This is a genomic window from Streptomyces genisteinicus (assembly GCF_014489615.1).
Lineage (GTDB): Bacteria > Actinomycetota > Actinomycetes > Streptomycetales > Streptomycetaceae > Streptomyces > Streptomyces genisteinicus.
Genome location: NZ_CP060825.1, coordinates 5175150 through 5196709, shown reverse-complemented (window position 1 = coordinate 5196709; position 21560 = coordinate 5175150). Strand labels below are relative to the sequence as shown.

Annotated in this window: 19 protein-coding genes; 5 read left to right on the top strand and 14 right to left on the bottom strand. The window is 73.4% G+C overall.

All coding sequences use genetic code 11. The features are described 5' to 3' along the window. Positions 1-47: 47 nt before the first annotated feature. The 10 genes from IAG43_RS22670 to IAG43_RS22625 all read right to left on the bottom strand — a co-directional run bounded on the left by IAG43_RS22670 (position 48) and on the right by IAG43_RS22625 (position 11580). A complete protein-coding gene (locus IAG43_RS22670) occupies positions 48-332 on the bottom strand; it encodes a hypothetical protein (RefSeq protein ID WP_187742535.1) in 285 nt (94 codons plus the stop codon). Between the two features lie 138 nt (positions 333-470). Then, on the bottom strand, positions 471-1979 hold the full coding sequence (gene gatB / locus IAG43_RS22665; RefSeq protein WP_187742534.1) for an Asp-tRNA(Asn)/Glu-tRNA(Gln) amidotransferase subunit GatB: 1509 nt from the start codon (positions 1977-1979) through the stop codon (positions 471-473). Positions 1980-1995: 16 nt separating this feature from the next. Then, entirely contained in the window at positions 1996-2238 is a 243-nt protein-coding gene (locus IAG43_RS22660; RefSeq protein WP_187742533.1) for a hypothetical protein, read from the bottom strand. Further along, positions 2235-3731, bottom strand: a complete 1497-nt coding sequence (gatA, locus tag IAG43_RS22655) for an Asp-tRNA(Asn)/Glu-tRNA(Gln) amidotransferase subunit GatA (RefSeq protein WP_187742532.1) — start codon at positions 3729-3731, stop codon at positions 2235-2237. Before gatA ends, IAG43_RS22660 begins: the two co-directional genes overlap by 4 nt. Positions 3732-3736: 5 nt before the next feature. Next, entirely contained in the window at positions 3737-4033 is a 297-nt protein-coding gene (gatC, locus tag IAG43_RS22650) for an Asp-tRNA(Asn)/Glu-tRNA(Gln) amidotransferase subunit GatC (protein ID WP_005311569.1), read from the bottom strand. A gap of 523 nt (positions 4034-4556) precedes the next feature. After that, positions 4557-6674 (bottom strand): putative bifunctional diguanylate cyclase/phosphodiesterase, encoded by a 2118-nt coding sequence (locus tag IAG43_RS22645; RefSeq protein WP_187742531.1) that lies wholly within the window; start codon positions 6672-6674, stop codon positions 4557-4559. A 361-nt stretch (positions 6675-7035) separates the two neighbouring features. Then, positions 7036-9219: an NAD-dependent DNA ligase LigA gene (gene ligA / locus IAG43_RS22640; protein WP_187742530.1), complete on the bottom strand. Its 2184-nt coding sequence runs from the start codon at positions 9217-9219 to the stop codon at positions 7036-7038. A gap of 31 nt (positions 9220-9250) precedes the next feature. Beyond that, on the bottom strand, positions 9251-10255 hold the full coding sequence (locus tag IAG43_RS22635) for a methionine synthase (protein WP_187742529.1): 1005 nt from the start codon (positions 10253-10255) through the stop codon (positions 9251-9253). Positions 10256-10334: 79 nt separating this feature from the next. Then, on the bottom strand, positions 10335-11024 hold the full coding sequence (locus IAG43_RS22630; RefSeq protein WP_187742528.1) for an SDR family oxidoreductase: 690 nt from the start codon (positions 11022-11024) through the stop codon (positions 10335-10337). A 16-nt stretch (positions 11025-11040) separates the two neighbouring features. Continuing rightward, positions 11041-11580, bottom strand: a complete 540-nt coding sequence (locus IAG43_RS22625) for an LOG family protein (RefSeq protein WP_187742527.1) — start codon at positions 11578-11580, stop codon at positions 11041-11043. A 96-nt stretch (positions 11581-11676) separates the two neighbouring features. Between IAG43_RS22625 and IAG43_RS22620 the strand changes: the two genes are divergently transcribed. After that, the gene (locus IAG43_RS22620) at positions 11677-12474 is read left to right on the top strand and encodes an alpha/beta fold hydrolase (protein WP_187742526.1); all 798 of its coding nucleotides are present in this window, start codon (positions 11677-11679) and stop codon (positions 12472-12474) included. A gap of 165 nt (positions 12475-12639) precedes the next feature. Here IAG43_RS22620 and IAG43_RS22615 read toward each other — a convergent pair whose 3' ends face one another. From IAG43_RS22615 to mnmA, 3 genes are all read right to left on the bottom strand, one after another. After that, complete coding sequence (locus tag IAG43_RS22615) at positions 12640-14367, bottom strand: sulfatase (RefSeq protein ID WP_187742525.1); 1728 nt, start codon at positions 14365-14367, stop codon at positions 12640-12642. An 81-nt stretch (positions 14368-14448) separates the two neighbouring features. Beyond that, positions 14449-15462: a formylglycine-generating enzyme family protein gene (locus tag IAG43_RS22610; RefSeq protein ID WP_187742524.1), complete on the bottom strand. Its 1014-nt coding sequence runs from the start codon at positions 15460-15462 to the stop codon at positions 14449-14451. 704 nt (positions 15463-16166) lie between these two features. Beyond that, positions 16167-17294, bottom strand: coding sequence for a tRNA 2-thiouridine(34) synthase MnmA (gene mnmA / locus IAG43_RS22605; protein ID WP_187742523.1), 1128 nt, complete (start codon positions 17292-17294; stop codon positions 16167-16169). Positions 17295-17355: 61 nt separating this feature from the next. Between mnmA and IAG43_RS22600 the strand changes: the two genes are divergently transcribed. After that, positions 17356-18111 carry an N-acetylmuramoyl-L-alanine amidase gene (locus tag IAG43_RS22600; RefSeq protein ID WP_187742522.1) on the top strand — a complete coding sequence of 252 codons (756 nt, stop codon included), beginning with the start codon at positions 17356-17358 and terminating at the stop codon, positions 18109-18111. Between the two features lie 69 nt (positions 18112-18180). On the opposite strand, the gene IAG43_RS22595 is transcribed toward IAG43_RS22600, so the two are convergent. After that, positions 18181-18417 (bottom strand): hypothetical protein, encoded by a 237-nt coding sequence (locus tag IAG43_RS22595; RefSeq protein ID WP_187742521.1) that lies wholly within the window; start codon positions 18415-18417, stop codon positions 18181-18183. 817 nt (positions 18418-19234) lie between these two features. Here IAG43_RS22595 and IAG43_RS22590 point away from each other — a divergent pair. The 3 genes from IAG43_RS22590 (at position 19235) to IAG43_RS22580 (ending at position 21490) form a co-directional block, all read left to right on the top strand. Continuing rightward, complete coding sequence (locus IAG43_RS22590; protein ID WP_187742520.1) at positions 19235-19603, top strand: hypothetical protein; 369 nt, start codon at positions 19235-19237, stop codon at positions 19601-19603. A 123-nt stretch (positions 19604-19726) separates the two neighbouring features. Continuing rightward, entirely contained in the window at positions 19727-20902 is a 1176-nt protein-coding gene (locus IAG43_RS22585) for a radical SAM protein (RefSeq protein ID WP_187742519.1), read from the top strand. A gap of 6 nt (positions 20903-20908) precedes the next feature. Further along, a complete protein-coding gene (locus IAG43_RS22580; RefSeq protein ID WP_187742518.1) occupies positions 20909-21490 on the top strand; it encodes a hypothetical protein in 582 nt (193 codons plus the stop codon). Positions 21491-21560: the final 70 nt, after the last annotated feature.

Below are 21560 nucleotides of genomic sequence, written 5' to 3'. Positions count from 1 at the left end.
CCCGTGGTGCGGGGCGACCGGGGTCGGGTGGGCCCGCGGGGCAGGCGTCAGGAGCCGAGCAGGCCCGTCACCGGGGCGAGCTGGCTCGTCAGCGGGTCCAGGTCGTGCGGGACTCCGGCGAGGCGGTTGAGGCCGTTCAGCTGCTGGGAGGGGGTGGGCAGCTCGTCCCGGTGCTCGGGGGCGACCGAGCCGGTCGCCAGCGAGTCGAGCTCGTGCGTGAGGGAGAGCGCCCCGGGGACGTCGGAGTGGGCCGCGCTCGCGGCGGGCGCCGCGAGGGCGGTGGCGCCCGCGGCGAGGGCGACGGCGGCCAGTACGCGCTGTGCTGTGATCATGCCGTGAGCAACGCCCCGCGCCCCTGATCGGTCACGGCCGCCCGCCTCCGCTCACCCGTGCGGTGCGCGCCGGGCCGCACGCGCCGAGGGGCGGCGCGCACCGGAGTGCGCGCCGCCCCTCGGGCGGATGGTGCCGGGTCAGCCCTCGACGCCGAGGCGCTCCAGGATGAGCTCCTTGACGCGTGCCGCGTCCGCCTGGCCGCGGGTGGTCTTCATGACCGCGCCGACCAGTGCGCCGACCGCCGCGACCTTGCCGCCGCGGATCTTGTCGGCGATCGCCGCGTTGCCCGCGATGGCCTCGTCGACGGCCGCGCCGAGCGCGCCCTCGTCCGAGACGACCTTCAGGCCGCGCTTCTCGACGACCGTGTCCGGGTCGCCCTCGCCGGCGAGCACGCCCTCGATGACCTGGCGGGCCAGCTTGTCGTTGAGGTCGCCGGCCGCCACCAGCGCCGTCACCCGGGCGACCTGCGCCGGGGTGATCGGGAGGGCGGCGAGGTCGGTGCCCTGCTCGTTGGCGCTTCGGGCCAGCTCGCCCATCCACCACTTGCGGGCCGAGCCCGCGTCCGCGCCGGCCTCGGTGGTGGCGACGATCAGGTCGACCGCGCCCGCGTTGAGGATCGACTGCATGTCGTGCTCGGAGACGCCCCACTCCTCGCGGAGACGGTTGCGGCGCACCCGCGGCAGCTCCGGCAGCCCGGCGCGCAGTTCCTCGACCCACTCGCGCGCGGGCGCGACCGGGACCAGGTCGGGCTCGGGGAAGTAGCGGTAGTCCTCCGCCTCCTCCTTGATCCGGCCGGACGTGGTGGAGCCGTCGTCCTCGTGGAAGTGACGGGTCTCCTGCACGATCGTCCCGCCCGACGAGAGCACCGCGGCGTGCCGCTGGATCTCGAAGCGGGCCGCACGCTCGACGCTGCGCAGCGAGTTGACGTTCTTCGTCTCGGAGCGGGTGCCGAACTTCTCGGTCCCGTTGGGCCGCAGCGACAGGTTCACGTCGCAGCGCATCTGGCCCATCTCCATCCGGGCCTCGGAGACGCCGAGCGCCCGGATCAGCTCGCGCAGCTCCGCGACGTACGCCTTGGCCACCTCGGGGGCGCGGGCGCCGGCGCCGGTGATCGGCTTGGTGACGATCTCGATCAGCGGGATGCCGGCGCGGTTGTAGTCCAGCAGCGAGTGCGAGGCGCCGTGGATGCGGCCGGTGGCACCGCCGACGTGGGTCGACTTGCCGGTGTCCTCCTCCATGTGGGCGCGCTCGATCTCCACGCGGAAGATCTCGCCGTCCTCCAGCTGGACGTCCAGATAGCCGTTGAAGGCGATCGGCTCGTCGTACTGGGAGGTCTGGAAGTTCTTCGGCATGTCCGGATAGAAGTAGTTCTTCCGGGCGAAGCGGCACCACTCGGCGATCTCGCAGTGCAGCGCGAGACCGATCTTGACGGCCGACTCGACGCCGACCGCGTTGACCACCGGGAGCGAGCCGGGCATGCCGAGGCAGGTCGGGCAGGTCTGCGAGTTGGGCTCGGCGCCCAGCTCGGTGGAGCACCCGCAGAACATCTTGGTCTTGGTGCCGAGCTCGACATGGACCTCCAGGCCCATGACGGGGTCGTAGGACGCGAGGGCGTCCTCGTACGACACCAGTTCAGTGACGGTCACGATGAAACTTTCCCTCTCAGCCCAGCAGAACGTCGTCGTCGCCGAGCCGCTTCAGCTCGCGGTAGAGGATGGCCAGGCCGGTGACGATCGCGGCGGCCGACACTGCGGCGTCGGCCAGGCGCAGGAAGTCGTTGTCGCTGCGGGCGAGCTTCGCCTGCTTCGCGACGCTGACGGCGCCGAACGCGGTACTGGCCAGCGAGACGTACAGACCGGTCTTGGACTTCTTGAAGTTCTTGGCCTTCTTTGCCATGGCGCTCATAGCGACGGTGCCTCCTCGATCAGCGGGTGACCCCAGCGTTCCACGAAGGCGGCCTCGACGGCGGCACCGACCTTGTACAGCCGGTCGTCCTTCATGGCCGGGGCGATGATCTGCAGGCCGACGGGCAGGCCGTCCTCCGGGGCGAGACCGCACGGGAGGGACATGGCCGCGTTGCCGGCGAGGTTGGTCGGAATGGTGCACAGGTCCGCCAGGTACATCGCCATCGGGTCGTCGGCGCGCTCGCCGATCGGGAAGGCGGTGGTCGGCGTCGTCGGGGAGACGATCACGTCGACCTGCTCGAACGCCTTCTCGAAGTCCCGGGTGATGAGGGTGCGGACCTTCTGCGCGGAGCCGTAGTACGCGTCGTAGTAGCCGGAGCTGAGCGCGTAGGTGCCGAGCATGATGCGGCGCTTGACCTCGGGGCCGAAGCCGGCCTCGCGGGTGAGCGCGGTGACGTCCTCCGCGGACTTCGTGCCGTCGTCGCCGACCCGCAGGCCGTAGCGCATGGCGTCGAAGCGCGCGAGGTTCGAGGAGCACTCGGACGGCGCGATGAGGTAGTACGCGGCGAGCGCCAGGTCGAAGGACGGGCAGTCCAGCTCGACGATCTCGGCGCCCAGCTCCTTCAGCAGCTCGACGGACTCGTCGAAGCGCTGCACGACGCCCGCCTGGTAGCCCTCGCCGCGGAACTGCTTGACGACGCCGACGCGCATGCCGGTGACGGAGCCGTTGCGGGCGGCCTCGACGACCGGCGGAACCGGGGCGTCGATGGAGGTGGAGTCGAGCGGGTCGTGGCCGGCGATGACCTCGTGCAGCAGCGCCGCGTCGAGGACGGTGCGGGCACAGGGGCCGCCCTGGTCGAGGCTGGAGGAGAAGGCCACCATGCCGTAGCGGGAGACCGCGCCGTAGGTGGGCTTCACGCCCACCGTCGCCGTGACGGCGGCGGGCTGGCGGATCGAGCCGCCGGTGTCCGTGCCGATGGCGAGCGGGGCCTGGAAGGAGGCGAGGGCCGCGGACGAGCCGCCGCCGGAGCCGCCGGGGATACGGGTCAGGTCCCAGGGGTTGCCCGTGGGGCCGTAGGCGCTGTTCTCCGTCGAGGACCCCATGGCGAACTCGTCCATGTTGGTCTTGCCGAGGATGACCACGTCGGCGGCCTTGAGGCGCTTGGTCAGCGTCGCGTCGTACGGCGGGATCCAGCCTTCGAGGATCTTGGAGCCGACGGTGGTCGGCACGCCCTCGGTGGTGAAGATGTCCTTCAGCGCGAGCGGCACGCCGGCGAGCGGTCCGAGCTTCTCGCCGCGTTCCCGCTTCTCGTCGACGGCGCGGGCCTGCGCGAGCGCGCCCTCGCGGTCCACGTGCAGGAAGGCGTGCACCTTCTCGTCGACGGCCTCGATGCGGGCCAGGTGGGCCTCGGCGACCTCGACGGCCGTGAGCTCGCCCGAGGCGATCTTCGCGGCGGTCTCGGCGGCGGTGAGCTTGATGATGCTGTCCGACATGATGGTTAGTCCTCCCCCAGGATCTGCGGCACCTTGAAACGCTGCTGCTCCTGTGCCGGGGCGCCGGAGAGCGCCTGCTCGGGGGTGAGCGACGGACGGACCTCGTCCGCACGCATGACGTTGGTCAGCGGCAGCGGGTGGGAGGTGGGCGGTACGTCTTGGTCGGCGACCTCGGAGACGCGGGCGACCGCGCCGATGATGTCGTCGAGCTGTCCGGCGAAGTGTTCGAGCTCTTCACCGGACAGCTCCAGGCGCGCCAGCCGGGCGAGGTGGGCGACCTCCTCGCGCGTGATGCCAGGCATGCAGCGATCCTCAGGGGTGAGTGTGATGGGTTCGGCCCCAATCCTATGGGGCGTGGCGGGGTGCCCGTGAAACGGTTTCCCCCGGCCGCCCGGGCCATTCCCGCAGACCGCCCGCGAGAGCCCGCCTCCGGCCCGCCTGGCTGCCCGCCCGCTTGAGGAGGGCACGGCTGCGGAGTGCCTCTCCAGCCCGTCCGGCGATTGAGGACACCGTGCGCAGCGCGGTGCCGCGCCCACCGGACCGGAGCCGGGTCCGCGACGCGACCGGCCCCCGGCGGGGCTCCGCCCCGCACCCCGCGCCTCAATCGCCGGCGGGGCTTGATACGGGGCCGGGTCCGCGAGCCCAACCCCACTCCGGGCACTCCGGCGGAGGGTCGGGCTCCGCCCCGCACCCCGCGCCTCAATCGCCGGCGGGGCTTGATACGGGGCCGGGTCCGCGAGCGCAACCCGCTCCGGCCACTCCAACGGCGGGCCGGCCCCGCAAGCGCACCCCGCTCCGGCAGGGCTTCGCGGCAGCCCGCCGGGGTCAGGTCACCGCGCGGCGGGGGGCCGGCTGGGGCGGGCGGCGCTCGCCGGAGCGGCGGGAGGGCCGGAGCCAGCCGCTCTCGCCCCGCGCGAGCAGCCACGAGGTCGTCTCCTGGGGCGGCATCGCGGCCGCCACCAGCCACCCCTGCACCGCGTCGCAGCGCAGGTCGCGCAGGCGCTCCCAGGTCTCGTCGTCCTCGACGCCCTCCGCGACGACGAGCAGGCCCAGCGAGTGGGCCAGATCGATGGTGCAGCGGACGATCTCGGCGTCCTCCGCGTCGCGCGCGAGGCGGGCGACGAACGAGCGGTCGATCTTCAGTTCGCTGACCGGGAGCCTTCGCAGGTGCACCAGCGAGGAGTAGCCGGTGCCGAAGTCGTCGAGGGACATCTTGACGCCGTGGTCCGCGAGCCCGGCGAGGGTGTCGGCGGCCCGCTGGGGGTCCTCCAGCAGCACGTGCTCGGTGATCTCCAGCTGGAGCGCGCCCGGCGGCACCCCGTGGCGGGCGAGCCGGGCCGCCACCGCACCGGCGAAGCCGGGGGTGTGCACGTCCCGGGGGGACACGTTGACGGCGACGGGCACGTCGAGGCCCTGCGCACGCCAGCGCGCCACCTGCCCGAGCGCCGTCTCCAGCACGTACTCCGTGAGGTGCGGCATGAGCCCCGAGGACTCGGCGATGGCGATGAACTCGTCCGGGGGCACCCGCCCGCGCTCGGGGTGCACCCAGCGCACCAGGGCCTCCAGTCCGGCGACGTGCCCGTCGAAGCGGACCTTGGGCTGGTAGTGCAGTTCGACCTCGCCGGCGTCCAGCGCCCGGCGGAGGTCGCCGAGCAGGCCGAGCCGGTCGGGGGTGTTGCTGTCCCGCTTGGACTCGTAGACCTCGACTCCCGTGCGGTCCCGCTTGGCCTGGTACATCGCCACGTCCGCCCGCCGCAGCAGCCCTTCGGCGTCCAGGGCGTGGTCGGGGAAGACGGCCAGCCCCGCGCTCGCCTCCAGGACGAGGGTGAGGCCGTCGAGGTCGAGCGGGGAGGAGAGCTCGGAGACGAGGTGGCGGGCGACGCGCTGCGCGCTGGTGGTGGAGTCGGCGGTGGGGAGCAGGACGGCGAACTCGTCGCCGCCGAGCCGGGCGGCCTCGGCGCCGCGCGGCAGGGCGAGCCGGAGCCGGTCGGCTATCTGGAGCAGCAGCCGGTCGCCGGCCAGATGCCCGAGGGTGTCGTTGACGGACCGGAAGCGGTCGAGATCGATCAGGACGAGGGCGGAGCGTGCACCGGACCGTTCGGCGTCCTCCAGGGCGGCCCAGGTGCGCTCCAGCAGCCACTGCCGGTTGGGGAGACCGGTGAGCGGGTCCTTGAGCTGCTCCTCGGCCCTGGCCCGCGCTATCCACAGGGTGGAGTCGAGGGCGATCAGCGCCACCGCGAAGAGCGGCAGCAGCATCGGCACGGCGACGGCGACGACGCAGATCAGCGGGGCGATGCAGACGAGGGCGCCGGCGACCAGGCCCTGGCGGACGAGGGCGGTGCGCGCGGCGGTGGGCAGTCCGGCGCCCTGGGGGGCGAGGACGTACCAGAGCAGCAGGCGGTTGACGGCGAGGTAGGCCGTGGCGGCGAGCACGATCTGGGCCGCGTCGGGGACGTCCCATTCGAGGGGGTCCCAGGGCCGCTCGACGCTGGGGGTCACGCCGAAGGCGGCGAGGACGAGGGCGCCGGCACCGATGCCCAGCACGTCGGCCGCGCCGTGGAGGAGGCCGAGCCGCCGCGGACCGCGGCCGGCGACGGCGACGAGGGTGACGACGGAGAGGCTGACGAGCGCGGCGGGGACCCAGCCGTAGAGCAGCAGGGTGGCGAGGGTGAGGGCGGCGCCCGAACCGGTGCCGCCCCACCAGCGGTCGCGGCCGAGCATCACGAGGTGTCCGACGATGATCCCGGTGAGCAGTGCGAGGGCCCAGCCGGCGGTGGAGCCGGGGAAGAGGGCGCTGCGTTCGCGGACGGTGGTCACGACGCCGGTCAGGAGCAGGGCTCCGCCGGCCGCCACGACGGCGGCCGTCAGCGCGGGGGCGGTGCCCGTCGGTGCCGCGAGTGCACGCGGCCGTGAGACCGGGGCGGCGCTCTCGGTCGGTTCCATTCCCGTCCCTCTCACACAGCCGGCGGTGCCGGTGCCCGGGTTGTCTCGGGTCGTTCGTGTGCGGGGCCGTCCGACGGCCGGACGGCCGGCGGCGGCTTCCCCTTGCCTCGCCCCCACGACCGGATGACCCCCCGCGCAGCCGCGCACGACTGGCGCACAGCTCAACAGTAGGACGCGGGAGGCGCGGACGGGCAGCGCTCTACAGCTCTTGCCCGAATGCGACCTGGCCACCCTTCTTCATCTGATATGCGCTGAACGCGTGACCTGTACTCGGCGTTCCACCGGCGGCAGTTACGTAGTTTTCCGGACGCGCACGCCGCCGGGAGCGCCCTCGCGCGCCCCTGGCGTCGGTGGCGTCCCGTCAGCTCTCTTCCGTCACAGCGGCCTCACGGGCCGCCTCCGGTCCCTGTTCCAACAGGACGACGAAGCCCGGCTCGTCGAGAACGGGCACCTTCAGCTGCACGGCCTTGTCGTACTTCGAACCGGGGTTGTCACCGACGACCACGAAGGACGTCTTCTTGGAAACGGAACCGGCCACTTTCGCGCCGAGAGCCTGGAGGGCTTCTTTTGCGCCATCTCTGGTGTGGTTCTCGAGGGTCCCGGTGACGACCACGGTCAGCCCCTCCAGCGGGCGGGGGCCCTCGTCGCCCTCGGCGGCGTCCTCCTCCATCCGCACGCCGGCCAGGCGCCACTTGCGCAGGATCTCCTGGTGCCAGTCCTCGGCGAACCACTGCTTGAGGGAGGCGGCGATGATGGATCCCACGCCGTCGGTGGCCGCCAGCTCCTCCTCGCTCGCCTGCTCGATCCGCTCGATGGAGCGGAACTCCCGGGCGAGCGCCTGCGCGGCGACCGGGCCCACGTGCCGGATGGAGAGGCCGTTGATGATCCGCGCGAGCGGCCGCCGCTTGGCCTCCTCGATGCCCGCGAGCAGCTTGACGGCGTTGGCCTTCGGGGTGCCCTGCTTGGTGGCGAAGACCATGGCGGTCTTGTCCTCGCCCGTCTTCGGGTCGCGCTTGGGGAGGCCGGAGTCCTTGTCGACGACGTACGCCTTGATGGGCAGCAGCTGCTCCATCGTCAGGCCGAAGAGGTCGCCCTCGTCGGCCAGCGGCGGAGCGGCGGGTTCCAGGGGGCGGGTGAGGGCCGCGGCGACGACCTCGCCGAAGTAGTCGATGTCCAGGCTCTCGCGGCCCGCGAGGTAGGAGACGCGCTCGCGCAACTGGGCGGGGCAGGAACGGGCGTTCGGGCAGCGGAGGTCGATGTCGCCCTCCTTCATGGGCCGCAGCGGCGTCCCGCACTCGGGGCACTCGGCGGGCATCACGAACTCCCGCTCGCTGCCGTCCCGGAGGTCCACCACCGGCCCGAGGATCTCCGGGATCACGTCGCCGGCCTTGCGCAGCACCACCGTGTCGCCGATGAGCACGCCCTTGGCCTTGACGACCTCCTGGTTGTGCAGGGTCGCGAACTCGACCTCGGAGCCGGCGACCGTGACCGGCTCCACCTGCGCGTAGGGCGTCACCCGGCCGGTACGGCCCACACCGACCCGGATGTTGACGAGCGTGGTGTTGACCTCCTCCGGCGCGTACTTCCAGGCGATCGCCCAGCGGGGGGCGCGCGCCGTCGAGCCGAGGCGGCCCTGGAGGCGGATCTCGTCGAGCTTGACGACGACGCCGTCGATCTCGTGCTCCACGGAGTGGCGGTTCTCGCCGAAGTGGGCGATGAACTCCCGGACCTCCTCCAGCGAGCCGACGACCCTGTTGTGCCGGGCGGTGGGCAGGCCCCAGTCGCGCAGCAGGTCGTACGCCTCCGAGAGCCGGTCGATGTCGAGGCCCTCACGGGCGCCGATGCCGTGGACCACCATGTGCAGCGGGAGGGTGGCGGTGACCCGGGGGTCCTTCTGCCGCAGCGAACCGGAGGCGCTGTTGCGCGGGTTGGCGTACGGCTGCTCGCCGGCCGCGACCCGGCGCTCGTTCAGCGCCTGGAACTGGTCCATCGGGAAGTAGACCTCGCCGCGGATCTCGACGAGGGCCGGAATCCGCTCGCCCTTCAGGCGGTTGGGGATCTCGGCGATGGTGCGCACGTTCGGGGTGATGTCCTCGCCGGTCCGGCCGTCGCCGCGGGTCGCGGCGCGGGTGAGCCGGCCGTGCTCGTAGGTGAGGTTGACCGCGAGGCCGTCCACCTTGAGCTCGCACAGGAAGTGGTGGCCGGGGGCGCCCACCTCGCGGGCGACGCGCTCCGCCCAGGCGGCGAGCTCCGCGTCGTCGAAGGCGTTGTCCAGGGAGAGCATCCGCTCGCGGTGCTCGACCTTGGTCAGCTCGGTCTCGTAGTTCCCGGCGACCTTCTGGGTCGGCGAGTCGGGGGTGCGCAGCGCCGGGTACTCCTCCTCGATCGCCTCCAGCGACCGCAGGAGCCGGTCGAACTCCGCGTCGCTGACGACCGGGGCGTCCCTCACGTAGTACCGGAAGCGGTGCTCGTCGATCTGCTCGGCGAGCTCCGCGTGCCGCTCCCGTACCTCGGCGGGCAGTGCCGTCTGCTCTTCGCCAGCCACCGTCTCGTCCTCCCGTGTCCCGTGCACCCCGTCACTCAGGGTTGTCTGCGAGCGATCTCGCGGCCCGGACGCAGTGGGCGAGCGCCGCGCGGGCGTACGCGGGCGAAGCGCCCGCGAGACCGCAGGAGGGAGTGATGACGACGGACTCGGCGAGAGTCCCCGGATTCAGCCCCAGCCTGCGCCACAGCGTCCTGACACCCATGACGCTACCGCCCGGGTCGGACAATGCGGCGTCGGTGGAGGGCACGACTCCCGCGAGGATCCGGGTTCCGCCCTCCACGGCCTCCCCGATCGCCTCCTCCTCACGCTCGGTGAGCAACGAGAAGTCGAACGAGATGCCCGCGGCACCGGCCCGGCGCAGCAGCGCGAACGGCACGTCCGGGGCGCAGGAGTGCACGACCACCGGTCCCCCGTGCACCGCGACGACGTCGCGCAGCGCGCTCTCCACCACCTGCCGGTCGACCGCCCGGTACGTCCGGTAGCCGCTGGCGGTGCGGACGGAGCCGCGCAGCACGGCGGTCAGCGAGGGCTCGTCGAGCTGGAGGACGACCTGGGCGCCCGGCACCCTGCGGCGGACGTCGGCGAGGTGGCCGCGCAGGCCCTCGGCGAGCGAGCCGACCAGGTCGCGGCAGGCGCCCGGGTCCCCGAGCGCGGCTTCCCCGCCCCGCAGTTCGAGCGCGGCGGCGAGCGTCCACGGCCCGACGGCCTGCACCTTCACCGGGCCCTCGTAGCCCTGGGTGAACTCCTCCAGCGCGTCGAGGTCCTCCCCCAGCCACGAGTGGGCGCGGCGGGTGTCGCGCCCGGGGCGGTCGCTGACCCGCCAGCCGCTCGGCTCGACATGGGCGTTCATCTCGACGAGCAGGCCGATGCTGCGGCCGATCATGTCCGCGCCCGGGCCGCGGGCGGGCAGCTCGGCCAGGAAGGGGAAGTCCTCGAAGGAGCCGGTGACGGTCTTCGCGCTCTCGCGGGCGTCCCCGCCGGGCATGGAGCCGACACCGGTCGCGGGACCCCAGGGGAAGGTGTTCGTGTCACTCACCCGGGAAGCGTACGCGCCCCCGGCGGTCCGGCCGGGGCGGGGAGCCGCGGGGTGCGCCCCGGGCCCCCGCCCCGCGGGCTCAGCGTCCGGGGCGGACGGTGAGGTCGTTGACCTCGGCGTCGCGCGGGAGGTCGATCGCCATGACGATCGTCGTGGCGACGGACTCGGGGTCGATCCAGTGCGCCGCGTCGTACTCCTTGCCCTCCTGCGCGTGCACCTTCGCCTGCATGGGGCTCGCGGTGCGCCCCGGATACACGGTGGTGACCCGCACCCCGGCCGGGTGCTCCTCGTGGCGCAGCGAGTCGGCGAGCGCCTTCAGCCCGTGCTTGGACGCCGCGTAGGCGCCCCACTGGGCGTGCGCGGCGAGCCCGGCGCCCGAGTTCACGAAGACGACGTGCCCCTGGCAGACGCGCAGTTGGGGCAGGAACAGCCGGGTGAGCTCGGCGGGGGCGACCAGGTTGACGTCGAGCTGGTGGTGCCAGGTCTTCGTGGTGAGTTCGCCGACGCCGCCGAGGTCGACGACGCCCGCGATGTGCAGCAGCGAGTCGACGCGGTCCGGCATCGTCTGGTGCCCGAGGGCCCAGGAGATGCGGTCGGGCTCGGCGAGGTCGGCGACGAGGGTGCCGGCTCCGGGGAACCGTGTCGCGAGCTCCTTGGCGCGGCCGGCGTCGCGCGCGACGAGGATCAGCTCGTCGCCGCGTGCGTGCAGCCGTCGCGCCACGGCCTCGCCGATTCCGGATCCGGCGCCGGTGATCAGGTGGGTAGCCATGCCCGCCATGCTCGCATCACCGCACGCCCGCGGTCTCCTCCAGGTGGGCGAGGGCGCTCGCGCCGTCCTCGGCGAAGAACACCAGCTCGGTGAGGGGCAGCGGCAGGAAGCCCTCCTCGTCCATCCTGCGGAACTGCTGCTCCAGCCCGTCGTAGAAGCCCGCCGTGTTGAGCAGCACCACGGGCTTGGTGTGGTGCCCGTGCTTCTTGAACTCCAGGATCTCGGTGGCCTCGTCGAGGGTCCCGGTCCCCCCGACCATGATCACGATCGCGTCCGACCTGGCGAGCAGCTCCGCCTTGCGCTCGGCGAGGTCCGCGGTGATCACCATCTCGTCGGCGACGGCGCGGGCGCTGGAGCGGAGGAACTCCACCGAGACCCCGACCAGCCGTCCGCCCGCCTCGGCGACCCCGTCCGCGACGACCTTCATCAGACCGACGTCGGAGCCGCCCCAGACCAGCGTGTGGCCGCCCTTGCCGATCAGTTCCGCGAACTCGCGGGCGGGTCGGGTGTAGCGCTCGTCGAGGTCGGCGGCGGAGAGGAAGACGCAGATGTTCATGAGGCCACCGTACGGGGCGCCGCGGACCGCGCGGCGGGCGGGAATTCGTCCCGGCGGCGCCGATGAGTTCCGCCGCGTACGCCGGTCAGGACTCCCATGGACAACCTGAGCAGCACCGCGAGCCTGACCATGTCGACCGACGGCACCGCCATCGCCTGCGAACAGCGCGGCACGGGACCGGCGGTGGTGCTGGTGGGCGGCGCCCTGTGCACCTCGGCGTCGGACGCCCCGCTGGCGGAGCTGCTGGCGGCGGACTTCACCGTGTTCACCTACGACCGCCGGGGCCGCGGCGGCAGCGGCGACCGGGCCCCGTACGCGGTCGAGCGCGAGATCGAGGACCTGGCGGCGGTCGTCGCGCTGGCCGGCGGGGAGGTGATGGTGCACGGCATGTCGTCCGGCGCGGCGCTGGCCCTGCGGGCGGCGGCGGCCGGCGTGCCCGTCCGCGGGCTGTCCGTCTACGAGCCGCCGTACGAGACCGGGGCGCGGGCACGGGCGGACCGGCGTGCCCGGGTGCACCGGATGGCCTCCTTACTCGCCGAGGACCGGCGGGGCGACGTCCTCGCCGAGTTCCTGCGCGCGGCCGGCATGCCGGCGGAGGCGCTGTACGGTCTGCGCCGGCTCCCCGTCTGGGCGGACATGGAGCGGCTGGCCCACACCCTCGCCTACGACCACGAGGTCCTGGGCGACGGCACGGTGCCCACGGAGCTGCTGGCGACCGTGACCGGCCGCGTCCTCGTCGTGGACGGCGGCGCGAGCCCGTCCCCGATGCGCGAGGCCGCCCGCGCGGTGGCCACCGCCCTCCCCCGCGGCCGTCACCGCACCCTCACCGGCCAGACCCACGAGGTGGCCCCGCACGTGCTGGCACCGGTCCTGGCGGCGTTCTTCGCGGGGTGAGCGGGGCGCTCCGGGCCGTCGGGTCCGCCAGGGCTCCCCGGTGCCCGCCCACGGCGGCGGGATCGAACGCGCGAGCCGCCCCCGGGCGCGACTCCGGGCCCGGGGGCGGCAACCAGCGTGTACGGCGCTGCTGTTGAGCGACGTCGCGCGTGCGATGTCCGGCCGTCAGCGGCGGGTGGCCGCCGGGAGCACCAGGGGCACCTCGTCGCCCGGCCGGACGACGACGGTCTCGCCGGTGCGCACGGTCGCGTGACCGTCGGCGTACGTGGTGCCGGTGACGGTGAGGCGGAGCGGCTCCCTGCCCTCGCGCAGCGTGGCCAGCGGGGCGTCGACGGCGTCCAGCCAGCGGACCAGGTCGGCTCCGAGCCGCCGCACCTGGTCCGGCCGCTCGCCTGCCAGGTCGCGCGCCTCGCCGATGTCGGTGGCCAGGTCGTACAGCTCCCAGGAGCGGTCCTCGTAGTTGTGGACGAGCTTCCAGCGCCCGGAGCGGACCACCGACTGGGGGCGCTGGTCGCGCCCGCCCGCGATGAGGTATCCGGGCAGGTGCCAGTAGAGGGACTGCCGGTCGAGCCGGGCCCGGCCGTCGGCGAACAGCCGCTCCAGGGACACCCCGTCCACGGGCCGGGCGGCCGGCGCCGCTCCCGCCAGGGCGGCGACGGTGGCGTGGTGGTCGGCGGCGTAGACCGGGGTGTGGTCGATCCGGCCGCCGTCGACCAGGGACGGGTTGGCGCTCCACGCGATCAGCGGGACGCGGATGCCGCCCTCGCGCAGTTCGCCCTTCTGCCCGCGCAGCGGACCGTTGTCGGTGAAGGTCTCCACGCCGCCGTTGTCGGCGGTGAAGACGACCACGGTGTTGTCGGCGAGCGGATGGCCGGGGTTGCGGGGGTCCGGAGTGGTCCTCAGGTGCCGCACCAGGCGGGCGACGCTCTGGTCCAGGCCCTCGACGAGCGCCCCGTACGCCGGGTTGGACGTGCTCCTGCCGGGCGTCTTGGCCTTGTACTTGGCGAGCAGGTCCGCGCGTCCCTGTGCGTCGCCGACCGGGGTGTGGACGGCGTAGGGGCTCAGGAACGCGAAGAAGCGGTCCTGCTTGTTCCGTTCGACGAAGTCGATCGTGGCGTCGGCCAGCGCGTCGGTGACGTGCTTGTCCGTGCCCACCAGGGCGTCCAGGGCCGCCGGGTCGACGCCCTTGCTGTACGGGCGGATGTTCTCGTCGACGTAGGCCCGGGTGTAGTCGCCGGCGAAGGCGTCGAGCGCCGGGCCGATCTTCGGCCCGAACTGCCCGTCCTTCGCGTGGTACGCCCCCGGGTCGCCGCTTCCCTGACCGCCGATGTTCTCGTCGAAGCCGTGCTGCTCGGTGATCGCCTCAGGCGTCCGCGTCACATGGAACTTGCCCAGGTACCCGGTGGTGTAGCCGGCGCCCTGGAGCCGTTCGCCGACCGTGACGGCCTCGGGCGGCAGCACGGTGGCCCCGTCGGCGCGGCCCTGCGCGGGGCCCTTGAGGAGCGTGCCGTCGCCGCCGCGGTCGAGGTCGCCGACGAGGTAGATGTTGTTCTCGGGCCGCGGCGCGTAGAGGCCGGTGAGCAGGGCGGCGCGCGTCGGGGTGCAGTTCACCGAGGTGTAGGCGTTGTCGAACGAGACCCCCTCCTGCGCGATGCGCTCCAGGGCCGGGGTCTCGTAGAAGTCGCTGGGGTTGCCCTGGTTGGTGCGCGGACTGCTCAGGCTGGTCCAGCCGAAGTCGTCGGCGAGGACGTAGACGATGTTCGGCTGCTGCGCACGGGGCGCGGCGGGCCGGTCCGTCCCCGGGGTGGCGGCCGCGGGGGCGCTGAGCGTGGTGAGGGTGAGGATCGCGGGGAGGGCGAGCAGGCCGTACGGCCGTGATCGTCGAGCGCGCATGGGACGGGTCTCCTTCTGAAGGGGGGTGCGGGACGGACGGGCGGGACGAGGCGGAACGGACGGACGGGGCGGCGGCGCGGGTCACCCGGCGTCGTTGGCGCAGCGGAAGCCGATGTTCGCCGCCGCCGATTCGGCGGTGTTGCCGGACCGCGCGGCCACCCGGTAGCGGTGGCAGTAGGAGTCGTGGCAGAGGTACGAGCCGCCGCGCATCACGCGCGCCGCGGCGGGGCCCGGGTCGTGCAGGGGCCCGCGCGGGTCGTGCACGGGGGCGTCGGCCGCGCGGGAGGCGTAGGCGTCGGCCGCGAAGGTGTCGGCGCACCACTCCCACACGTTGCCGACGGTGTTCCACAGGCCGTAGCCGTTGGGGCGGTACGCGGTGACCGGCGCGGTGGTCTCGTGTCCGTCCTCGGCCGTGTTGACGGTGGGGAAGGTGCCCTGCCAGATGTTGCACGCCCACCGTCCCCGGGGCGTGAGTTCGTCGCCCCACGGGAAGCGCCGGCCCTCCAGCCCGCCCCGCGCCGCGTACTCCCACTCGGCCTCGGTCGGCAGGCGTTTGCCCGCCCAGGCGCAGTACGCCTGGGCGTCGTTCCAGCTCACCTGCACCACCGGGTGGTTCTGGAGCGCGCCGGACGAGGAGAGCGGCCCGGCCGGGCGCCGCCACGAGGCGCCCCGCACCACGAGCCACCACGGCGTGCCCGGCACCCGGCCGAGCACGTCGGCCGGGTCGGCGCGCACCGCGAGGTGGAACACCGCGGACATGCCGAGGCGTTCGGCGTCGGTGACGTGGCCGGTGTCCTTCACGAACGCGGCGAACGCGGCGTTGGTGACGGTGGTGGCGTCCATCAGGAACGAGTCCAGCCGGACCCGGTGCACCGGCCCTTCCCCGTCCGCGGCGTACCCCTCCCCGAAGCCGTCGCCCATGGCGAACGTGCCTGCGGGGACGGGCACTTGGCCGCGGGTGACGCGGCTGTCCGCGGCCGGACGGAACGGGCCGGGCGGGGCGGCGCCGATCGGTCCGATCAGCACGCCGCCGCCCGCGGCGGGCGCGTGGCAGCGGCCGTGCCGGCCGTCGGCGGACGGGGCGCAGCAGGGCATGACGGGGCTCCAGGGGGCTGGGGGCGCAGGTGCGCCCGGACACGGCGGAGCCTCGCTCCGGCCCTGGGCGCCGAGGCGGCGCGCGGGGCGGGGCGGAGGGGTCCGGATCACCGGGTGGGCAGGGGCGCGGGACGGTCCGCCCGCGGCGGGCGCGTCAAGGCGGCGAGGACACCGGGGTGGCCGTCGGGCGCGTCACGGCGACGACGGGGAACCCCGAGGGGCTGTCGGTCGCGTCAGGGAAGGCGGCGTGCGGAACCCGCGAACGGTGCGCGGTACGCGGGACGCCGTGTCGAACGAGGTGCTCAGCGACAGATCTCGTCGAAGTGGTCGGAGCGACGGCTGGGCCAGAAGGGGTCCAGCGGCACCGTGTGACCTGTGTGGGCACGCCTCATGCCGCAGATGACACCACGTCAAGGGCGGCTCCGCAACGCCCTGTCCGGTCCCTGAGACCCGTCCGGGCCGGGGGACGCCGGGCGGGTGGGTGCGCGACGGGGAGACGGCCTCGCACGGGAGCGCGAAGGTCCTGGAGGTGCGCTGCTGCGCCGGGGCACCCGAACAGGGGCGGCACGGCGTGCCGGGTGCGCACGGGGGCGGAAGGCCCCCGTACCGGGGCGCAGGGAGGCCCCGGGCGGGCGGCGGACCCGTGCCGGGAGGCGCGAAGCCCCGGTGCGCCGGGCGTGCGCAGAGCCCCGGCGCCGGGGTCGTCAGGCGGTCGCCGTCGCGCGGCGGGCCGTCGTCGCGATCGTCGCCGAGCCGACGACGCGGCTGCCGTCGTAGAGGACGATCGCCTGGCCGGGGGCGACCCCGCGGACCGGCTCGGCGAAGGAGACCCGGAGCTCCGGGCCGTCCAGCAGCTCCGCCGTGACCTCGGTCTCGCCGCCGTGGGCGCGGAGCTGGGCGGTGTACGTGCCGGGGCCCTCGGGAGCGGTGCCGCACCAGCGGGGCTTGATCGCCGTGAGGGCGTCGACGTCCAGCGCCTCGGCGGGGCCGACGGTGACGGTGTTGTTCACCGGCGAGATGTCGAGGACGTAGCGCGGCTTGCCGTCGGGCGCCGGGTGGCCGATGCGCAGGCCCTTGCGCTGGCCGATGGTGAAGCCGTACGCGCCCTCGTGGGTGCCGAGCTTCGCCCCCGACTCGTCGACGATGTCGCCCTCGGCGCGGCCGAGACGGTTCGCGAGGAAGCCCTGGGTGTCGCCGTCGGCGATGAAGCAGATGTCGTGGCTGTCGGGCTTCTTCGCGACGGCGAGGCCCCGGCGCTCGGCCTCGGCCCGGATCTCGTCCTTGGTGGTGAGGGTGTCCCCCAGCGGGAACATGGCGTGCGCGAGCTGCTTCTCGTCGAGCACGCCCAGCACGTACGACTGGTCCTTGGCCATGTCGCTGGCCCGGTGCAGCTCGCGGGTGCCGTCGTCGTTCAGGACCACGGTCGCGTAGTGGCCCGTGCACACGGCGTCGAAGCCGAGCGCGAGCGCCTTGTCGAGGAGGGCTGCGAACTTGATCTTCTCGTTGCAGCGCAGGCAGGGGTTGGGGGTGCGGCCGGCCTCGTACTCGGCGACGAAGTCCTCGACGACGTCCTCACGGAAGCGCTCGGCGAGGTCCCAGACGTAGAACGGGATGCCGATCACGTCGGCGGCGCGGCGCGCGTCCCGGGAGTCCTCGATGGTGCAGCAGCCGCGGGCGCCCGTGCGGAAGGACTGCGGATTGGCGGAGAGCGCCAGGTGCACGCCGGTGACGTCGTGCCCCGCCTCGGCGGCGCGGGCGGCGGCGACGGCGGAGTCGACACCGCCCGACATGGCGGCGAGGACGCGGAGGGGGCGCTGGGAGGTCTCAGTCATAGCGCTACCAGGGTACGGGGCCCGGGGAACCGAAAGCTCGTGAGTATGCGTTGTGGTCGGCATGGGGAGCGAGAGCGGTCGCGGCAGCCGGAAGAAGCCCGCGAAGAAGCCGGGTACGACCAGGCGGGCCGTGCTGATCGGCGGCGGCGCCGCGCTGGTCGGCGGCGGGCTGTGGGCGCAGGAGGAGATCGAGCGCCTGTGGCGCGGCATGCCCTGGGTGCGCCCGCCGCGCAAGGAGGGCGAGCTGGACTTCGCTGGGGCCCAGTGGGTCTCGGCGAACGCGGCGAACTGGCGGCTGGCCTGGCGGCCGGACGACTACGAGATCGACCGGGTGGTGATCCACGTCGTCCAGGGCAGCTACGCGACGGCGCTGAAGGTGTTCCGCGACCCGCTGCACAAGGCGGCGACCCACTACGTCGTGCGCAAGGACGGTCACGTCGCGCAGATGATCCGCGAGTACGACGTCGCCTACCACTGCGGGAACCGCTCCTACAACGAGCGCAGCATCGGCATCGAGCACGAGGGGTTCGTCGACCGGCCCCAGGACTTCACGGACGCGATGTACGCGGGGTCGGCGCGGCTGACGGCGGACATCTGCGCACGTCACGACATACCCGTGGACCGCGAGCACATCGTGGGCCACGTGGAGATCCCGGGCACCGACCACACGGACCCCGGACCGCACTGGGACTGGGACCGGTACATGAAGCTGGTGCGCGCCGCGATGCCGGAGGCGAAGCGGGCGGCGGAGGACAGCAAGCGGACCCGGACGGCGGGAGAGACGGGCACGCCGGGGTCGCGGGTGCCCGCGGCCTGACCGGTTCCGGCCGGACGCACGCGGGCCGGGCCGTCGGCCCGGCCCGCGGCGGGCCGAAGGGGCGGACGGTCAGTACCGCACCCACAGCACGTAGACGTCCGGTCTCGTGGGGAACTGCTCGCAGAAGTAGATGACGCCCCAGAGGTGGCGCCCTGCCTTGCCGGCCGCGTCGCATTCCGCGTACGAGGCGTGGTGGCTGCGTGCGTAGGTGCCGGGGGGAGCGGCGGCGGCCGGTGCGGCGGTCGCGCCGAGGACGAGCAGACTGGCGGCGGCCGCGACGACGGCTCCGGCGATGCGACGGTACACGCGTCTTTCCTCCTGGTCGTGCCGGGGCGTCCCGGCGGGAGAGCGGAAGATACGAGGCATTCCGTACGGCTGCGCAGCCGGGGTCAACGTAGCGCCGGGCACCGGCGGCGCACAAGGTCTAGACCAAGGGGCGGGCACTTGGCGGGCCGGGCGCCCGCCCGAACGGGCCGGCCCGGCGCCTCGCGCCCCGCGACCACCCCCACCCGCGCGCACCGCACCCCGCCCCGCGACCACCCCCACCCCCGCGCCCCTCCCCCGTGCCGTGTCCGCGCCGGCTCGGACACGGCACCGGACCCGGGACGTCTTTCTCGCCAAATTGACCGCCCGGAGGATCGCCCGCCCGGTGTCCGCGGGACACACGAGGTTCGTGTGACTGCGCCACAACGACGTCCTGCCGCCGCGGCGGCGTACGCACGACGACCGCCCCTTCCCCCGGAGGACCGCCGCCAACTGGGCTTTCCCCCCGCCGCCCCGTTACGGGACCGTCCCGTACCGGGCGGCCGATTCCCCGACCCGGACTCCGCGCATTCATCAAGCCAACGCGCGCACCCCGGAACGACAGGGGAATCGCCCTGTTGACCGGCCGGGGCCGTGACGCTTTCAATATCCGGCAGCGCCAGGCGCCGGAGCCGGTCGGATATCACCTCGGAAATTTCCCCCGGGGAGGCCCTTTCACCGGCGCCCGCGCTTCGGTTGTCCGCTCATGAGGTACGTGCACCGCCGCGATAAGGAGTCGTGCTCGCACCCGGTCCTCGTGACGCGTGCGCCGGACCGATTCCCCATGCCCGGAGGTCGCGTTCCCGGAAATGGAGGAAGAATGAGACCCGTCGATCCCCAGCGCTATCTCGCCTATCTGGCGACCCTCGCCGCCGGAGTGGCGACACCGGCCCTGGCGGCCGGTGTCGCCCAGGCCGCGGCCGCGCCCGCGCAGCCCGCACAGACGGTCGCCGTCTCCGAGTCGGCACGGGCGACGCTCGCCGCGCAGTCGGCGGAGGCGGACCAGGAGGCGTTCTCCGCAGACGGTCTGTACACGCAGTTCAACGAGATCTACAACAGGGTCTACAACGAGGTCATCAACCCCTACGTGCAGCGGGTCCAGCCGTACCTCCAGGGCTTCACCCCCGGCGCGTCCGAGCGGACGGCCGCGGACGCACCGCTGAGCCGGATCCTCGGCGACCTGTCCTGACACACCCGCCGGTGCCCGCACCGGCGGTGTTCCTCAAGGCTCCGAACCGGGTGCGGACCGCGTCCGCCGGCCGCATCCGGTGATCCGCAGTCCCGACATTCCGACGCACGAGGAGACCGGCGAGTGGCGAGGGAAACGAAGAGACAGGTCCAATTCGTCATCAAGATATCGAAGTTCTGCAATCTCCGGTGCTCCTACTGCTACGAGTTCGAAGAGCTCGGACAGCGCGAACGGATGAGCCGGGAACAACTGCGCGCCATGTACGAGCACATGCGCGACTACTACGTGAAAAGGGATCGCGAGGACGCGGCACGCACGCACGTCCACATCGTCTGGCACGGCGGCGAACCGCTCATGATCGAACCGGAATACTATTGGCAGAGCCTGGAAGACCAGCGTGAAATCTTCGGCGACGCCCTGACGGTGAGCAATTTCGTCCAGACGAACCTGACGGTCCTCGACGACGAGCGGATCAGGCTCCTGAGGGACGGGTTCGACCACGTCGGCGTCTCCGTCGACCTCTTCAGCGGACTCCGCGTCAACATCGCCGGCCGGGACCAGCAGAGCAGGGTCGTCGCCAACATGGAGCGGCTGCGCTCCGAGGGCGTGCCGTTCGGCTGCATCACCGTGCTCACCAGGAGGAACCTGGGCCGGGTGAAGGACACCTTCGCCTTCTACGAGAAGGCGGGCATCGGCTTCCGGGTGCTCCCCCTCTTCGACGGCGCCTACGACGACCAGCACCTGGCGTACGACATCACCGTCCCGGAGATCGTCTCCGCGCTCAGCGAGATGACCGACCTCTGGCTGGAGAGCGACACCCCGGTGCAGGTCTCCCCGCTGGACAGCCACTTCCAGATCGTGCTGCGCCATCTCAACCCCGACGCGCCGCGCGTCTACTTCAACCAGCGCGAGTGGATGTCGGTGATGGTCGTCAACACGCCCGGGGACGTCTACGCCTACGGAGACCCCTACGAGGACCCCGAGGCGTCGCTGGGCAACATCTTCACCACGCCGCTCGGGGAACTGCTCTCGGGGACCCGGTTCGAGGCGTCGGCCGTCGCCGCGGAGACCCGCATGGCCGCCAACTGCCTGAACTGCAAGTACTTCGGGGCGTGTTCCGGAGCGCCCATCGCGAGCAACCGCGACAACGTGCACACGGTCGTCGACGGCATCGCCGTCTGCGACGTCGAGCGCGCCGTGCTGGAGCACATCGAGCTCCGGCTGCGGAGCAGCGACGTCGTCGACCCCGACGGGCGGATCAGGGCGGCGCCGGCGCCCGCAGTCGACCCCGTCGCCTGACAGCCGGTGGACGACGGCAGGGGCGGCCCGCCCCGCGACCCCTTCGAGGTGACGGTCACCGCGGCGGACGGTCCCCGCGCCCCGGTACCCGATCCTCCGTTCCACGACGCCGCACCGCTGGTCGCCGTGACCCTGGAGACCCTGCCGGACGGGGACCGCGCCCAGCCGCCCCTGCCGTTCCTGTACCTCGGGCTGGACGGCCTGCCGGGGGCGGCGGCGATCCTCCGGGGGGACCGCCTGCCGGGAACGTCCCTGGAGAAGGCGCTGACGCTGTTCGTGCACAGCTCCGGCAACGGCTACGTCGGCATCACGGTCGCGGAGCACACCACACCGTCCGCGTCCTCCGGTCCCGGACCGCGCGCCCTGCGCGTGGCCGTCGACCCGGTCCGGTACGCGGACGGCCTCGCGGCCGCCGCCCGCGGCGGCCGCCTGGTCCTCGCCCACCTGCGCACCTCCACGGAGGGCGCCCGCCACCGGGCGCTGCTGACGGTCGACGTGGACGCCGGCATGCTCGACCGCATCATCCGCGCGGCGCTCACACACCCGCGCCGGGTCCGGGTGGGGCTGCGGGGCACCCGCGTGCGGTGACGGCGGGGCGGGGGGGTTAGGTAGCCGCAGGGGCTGCGGGCGGCTCGCGCTCCCCTGCCTTGACCCCTCG

Excerpts from the sequence above, each read along its gene's own strand:
- IAG43_RS22630 (WP_187742528.1), bottom strand. The coding sequence starts at position 11,024 with ATGGCTACCCACCTGATCACCGGCGCCGGATCCGGAATCGGCGAGGCC.
- mnmA (WP_187742523.1), bottom strand. The coding sequence starts at position 17,294 with ATGACTGAGACCTCCCAGCGCCCCCTCCGCGTCCTCGCCGCCATGTCG.
- IAG43_RS22670 (WP_187742535.1), bottom strand. The coding sequence starts at position 332 with ATGATCACAGCACAGCGCGTACTGGCCGCCGTCGCCCTCGCCGCGGGC.
- IAG43_RS22590 (WP_187742520.1), top strand. The coding sequence starts at position 19,235 with ATGAGACCCGTCGATCCCCAGCGCTATCTCGCCTATCTGGCGACCCTC.
- IAG43_RS22615 (WP_187742525.1), bottom strand. The coding sequence starts at position 14,367 with ATGCGCGCTCGACGATCACGGCCGTACGGCCTGCTCGCCCTCCCCGCG.
- IAG43_RS22660 (WP_187742533.1), bottom strand. The coding sequence starts at position 2,238 with ATGAGCGCCATGGCAAAGAAGGCCAAGAACTTCAAGAAGTCCAAGACC.
- IAG43_RS22600 (WP_187742522.1), top strand. The coding sequence starts at position 17,356 with ATGGGGAGCGAGAGCGGTCGCGGCAGCCGGAAGAAGCCCGCGAAGAAG.
- gatC (WP_005311569.1), bottom strand. The coding sequence starts at position 4,033 with ATGCCTGGCATCACGCGCGAGGAGGTCGCCCACCTCGCCCGGCTGGCG.
- IAG43_RS22625 (WP_187742527.1), bottom strand. The coding sequence starts at position 11,580 with ATGAACATCTGCGTCTTCCTCTCCGCCGCCGACCTCGACGAGCGCTAC.
- gatA (WP_187742532.1), bottom strand. The coding sequence starts at position 3,731 with ATGTCGGACAGCATCATCAAGCTCACCGCCGCCGAGACCGCCGCGAAG.
- IAG43_RS22620 (WP_187742526.1), top strand. The coding sequence starts at position 11,677 with ATGGACAACCTGAGCAGCACCGCGAGCCTGACCATGTCGACCGACGGC.
- IAG43_RS22610 (WP_187742524.1), bottom strand. The coding sequence starts at position 15,462 with ATGCCCTGCTGCGCCCCGTCCGCCGACGGCCGGCACGGCCGCTGCCAC.
- IAG43_RS22645 (WP_187742531.1), bottom strand. The coding sequence starts at position 6,674 with ATGGAACCGACCGAGAGCGCCGCCCCGGTCTCACGGCCGCGTGCACTC.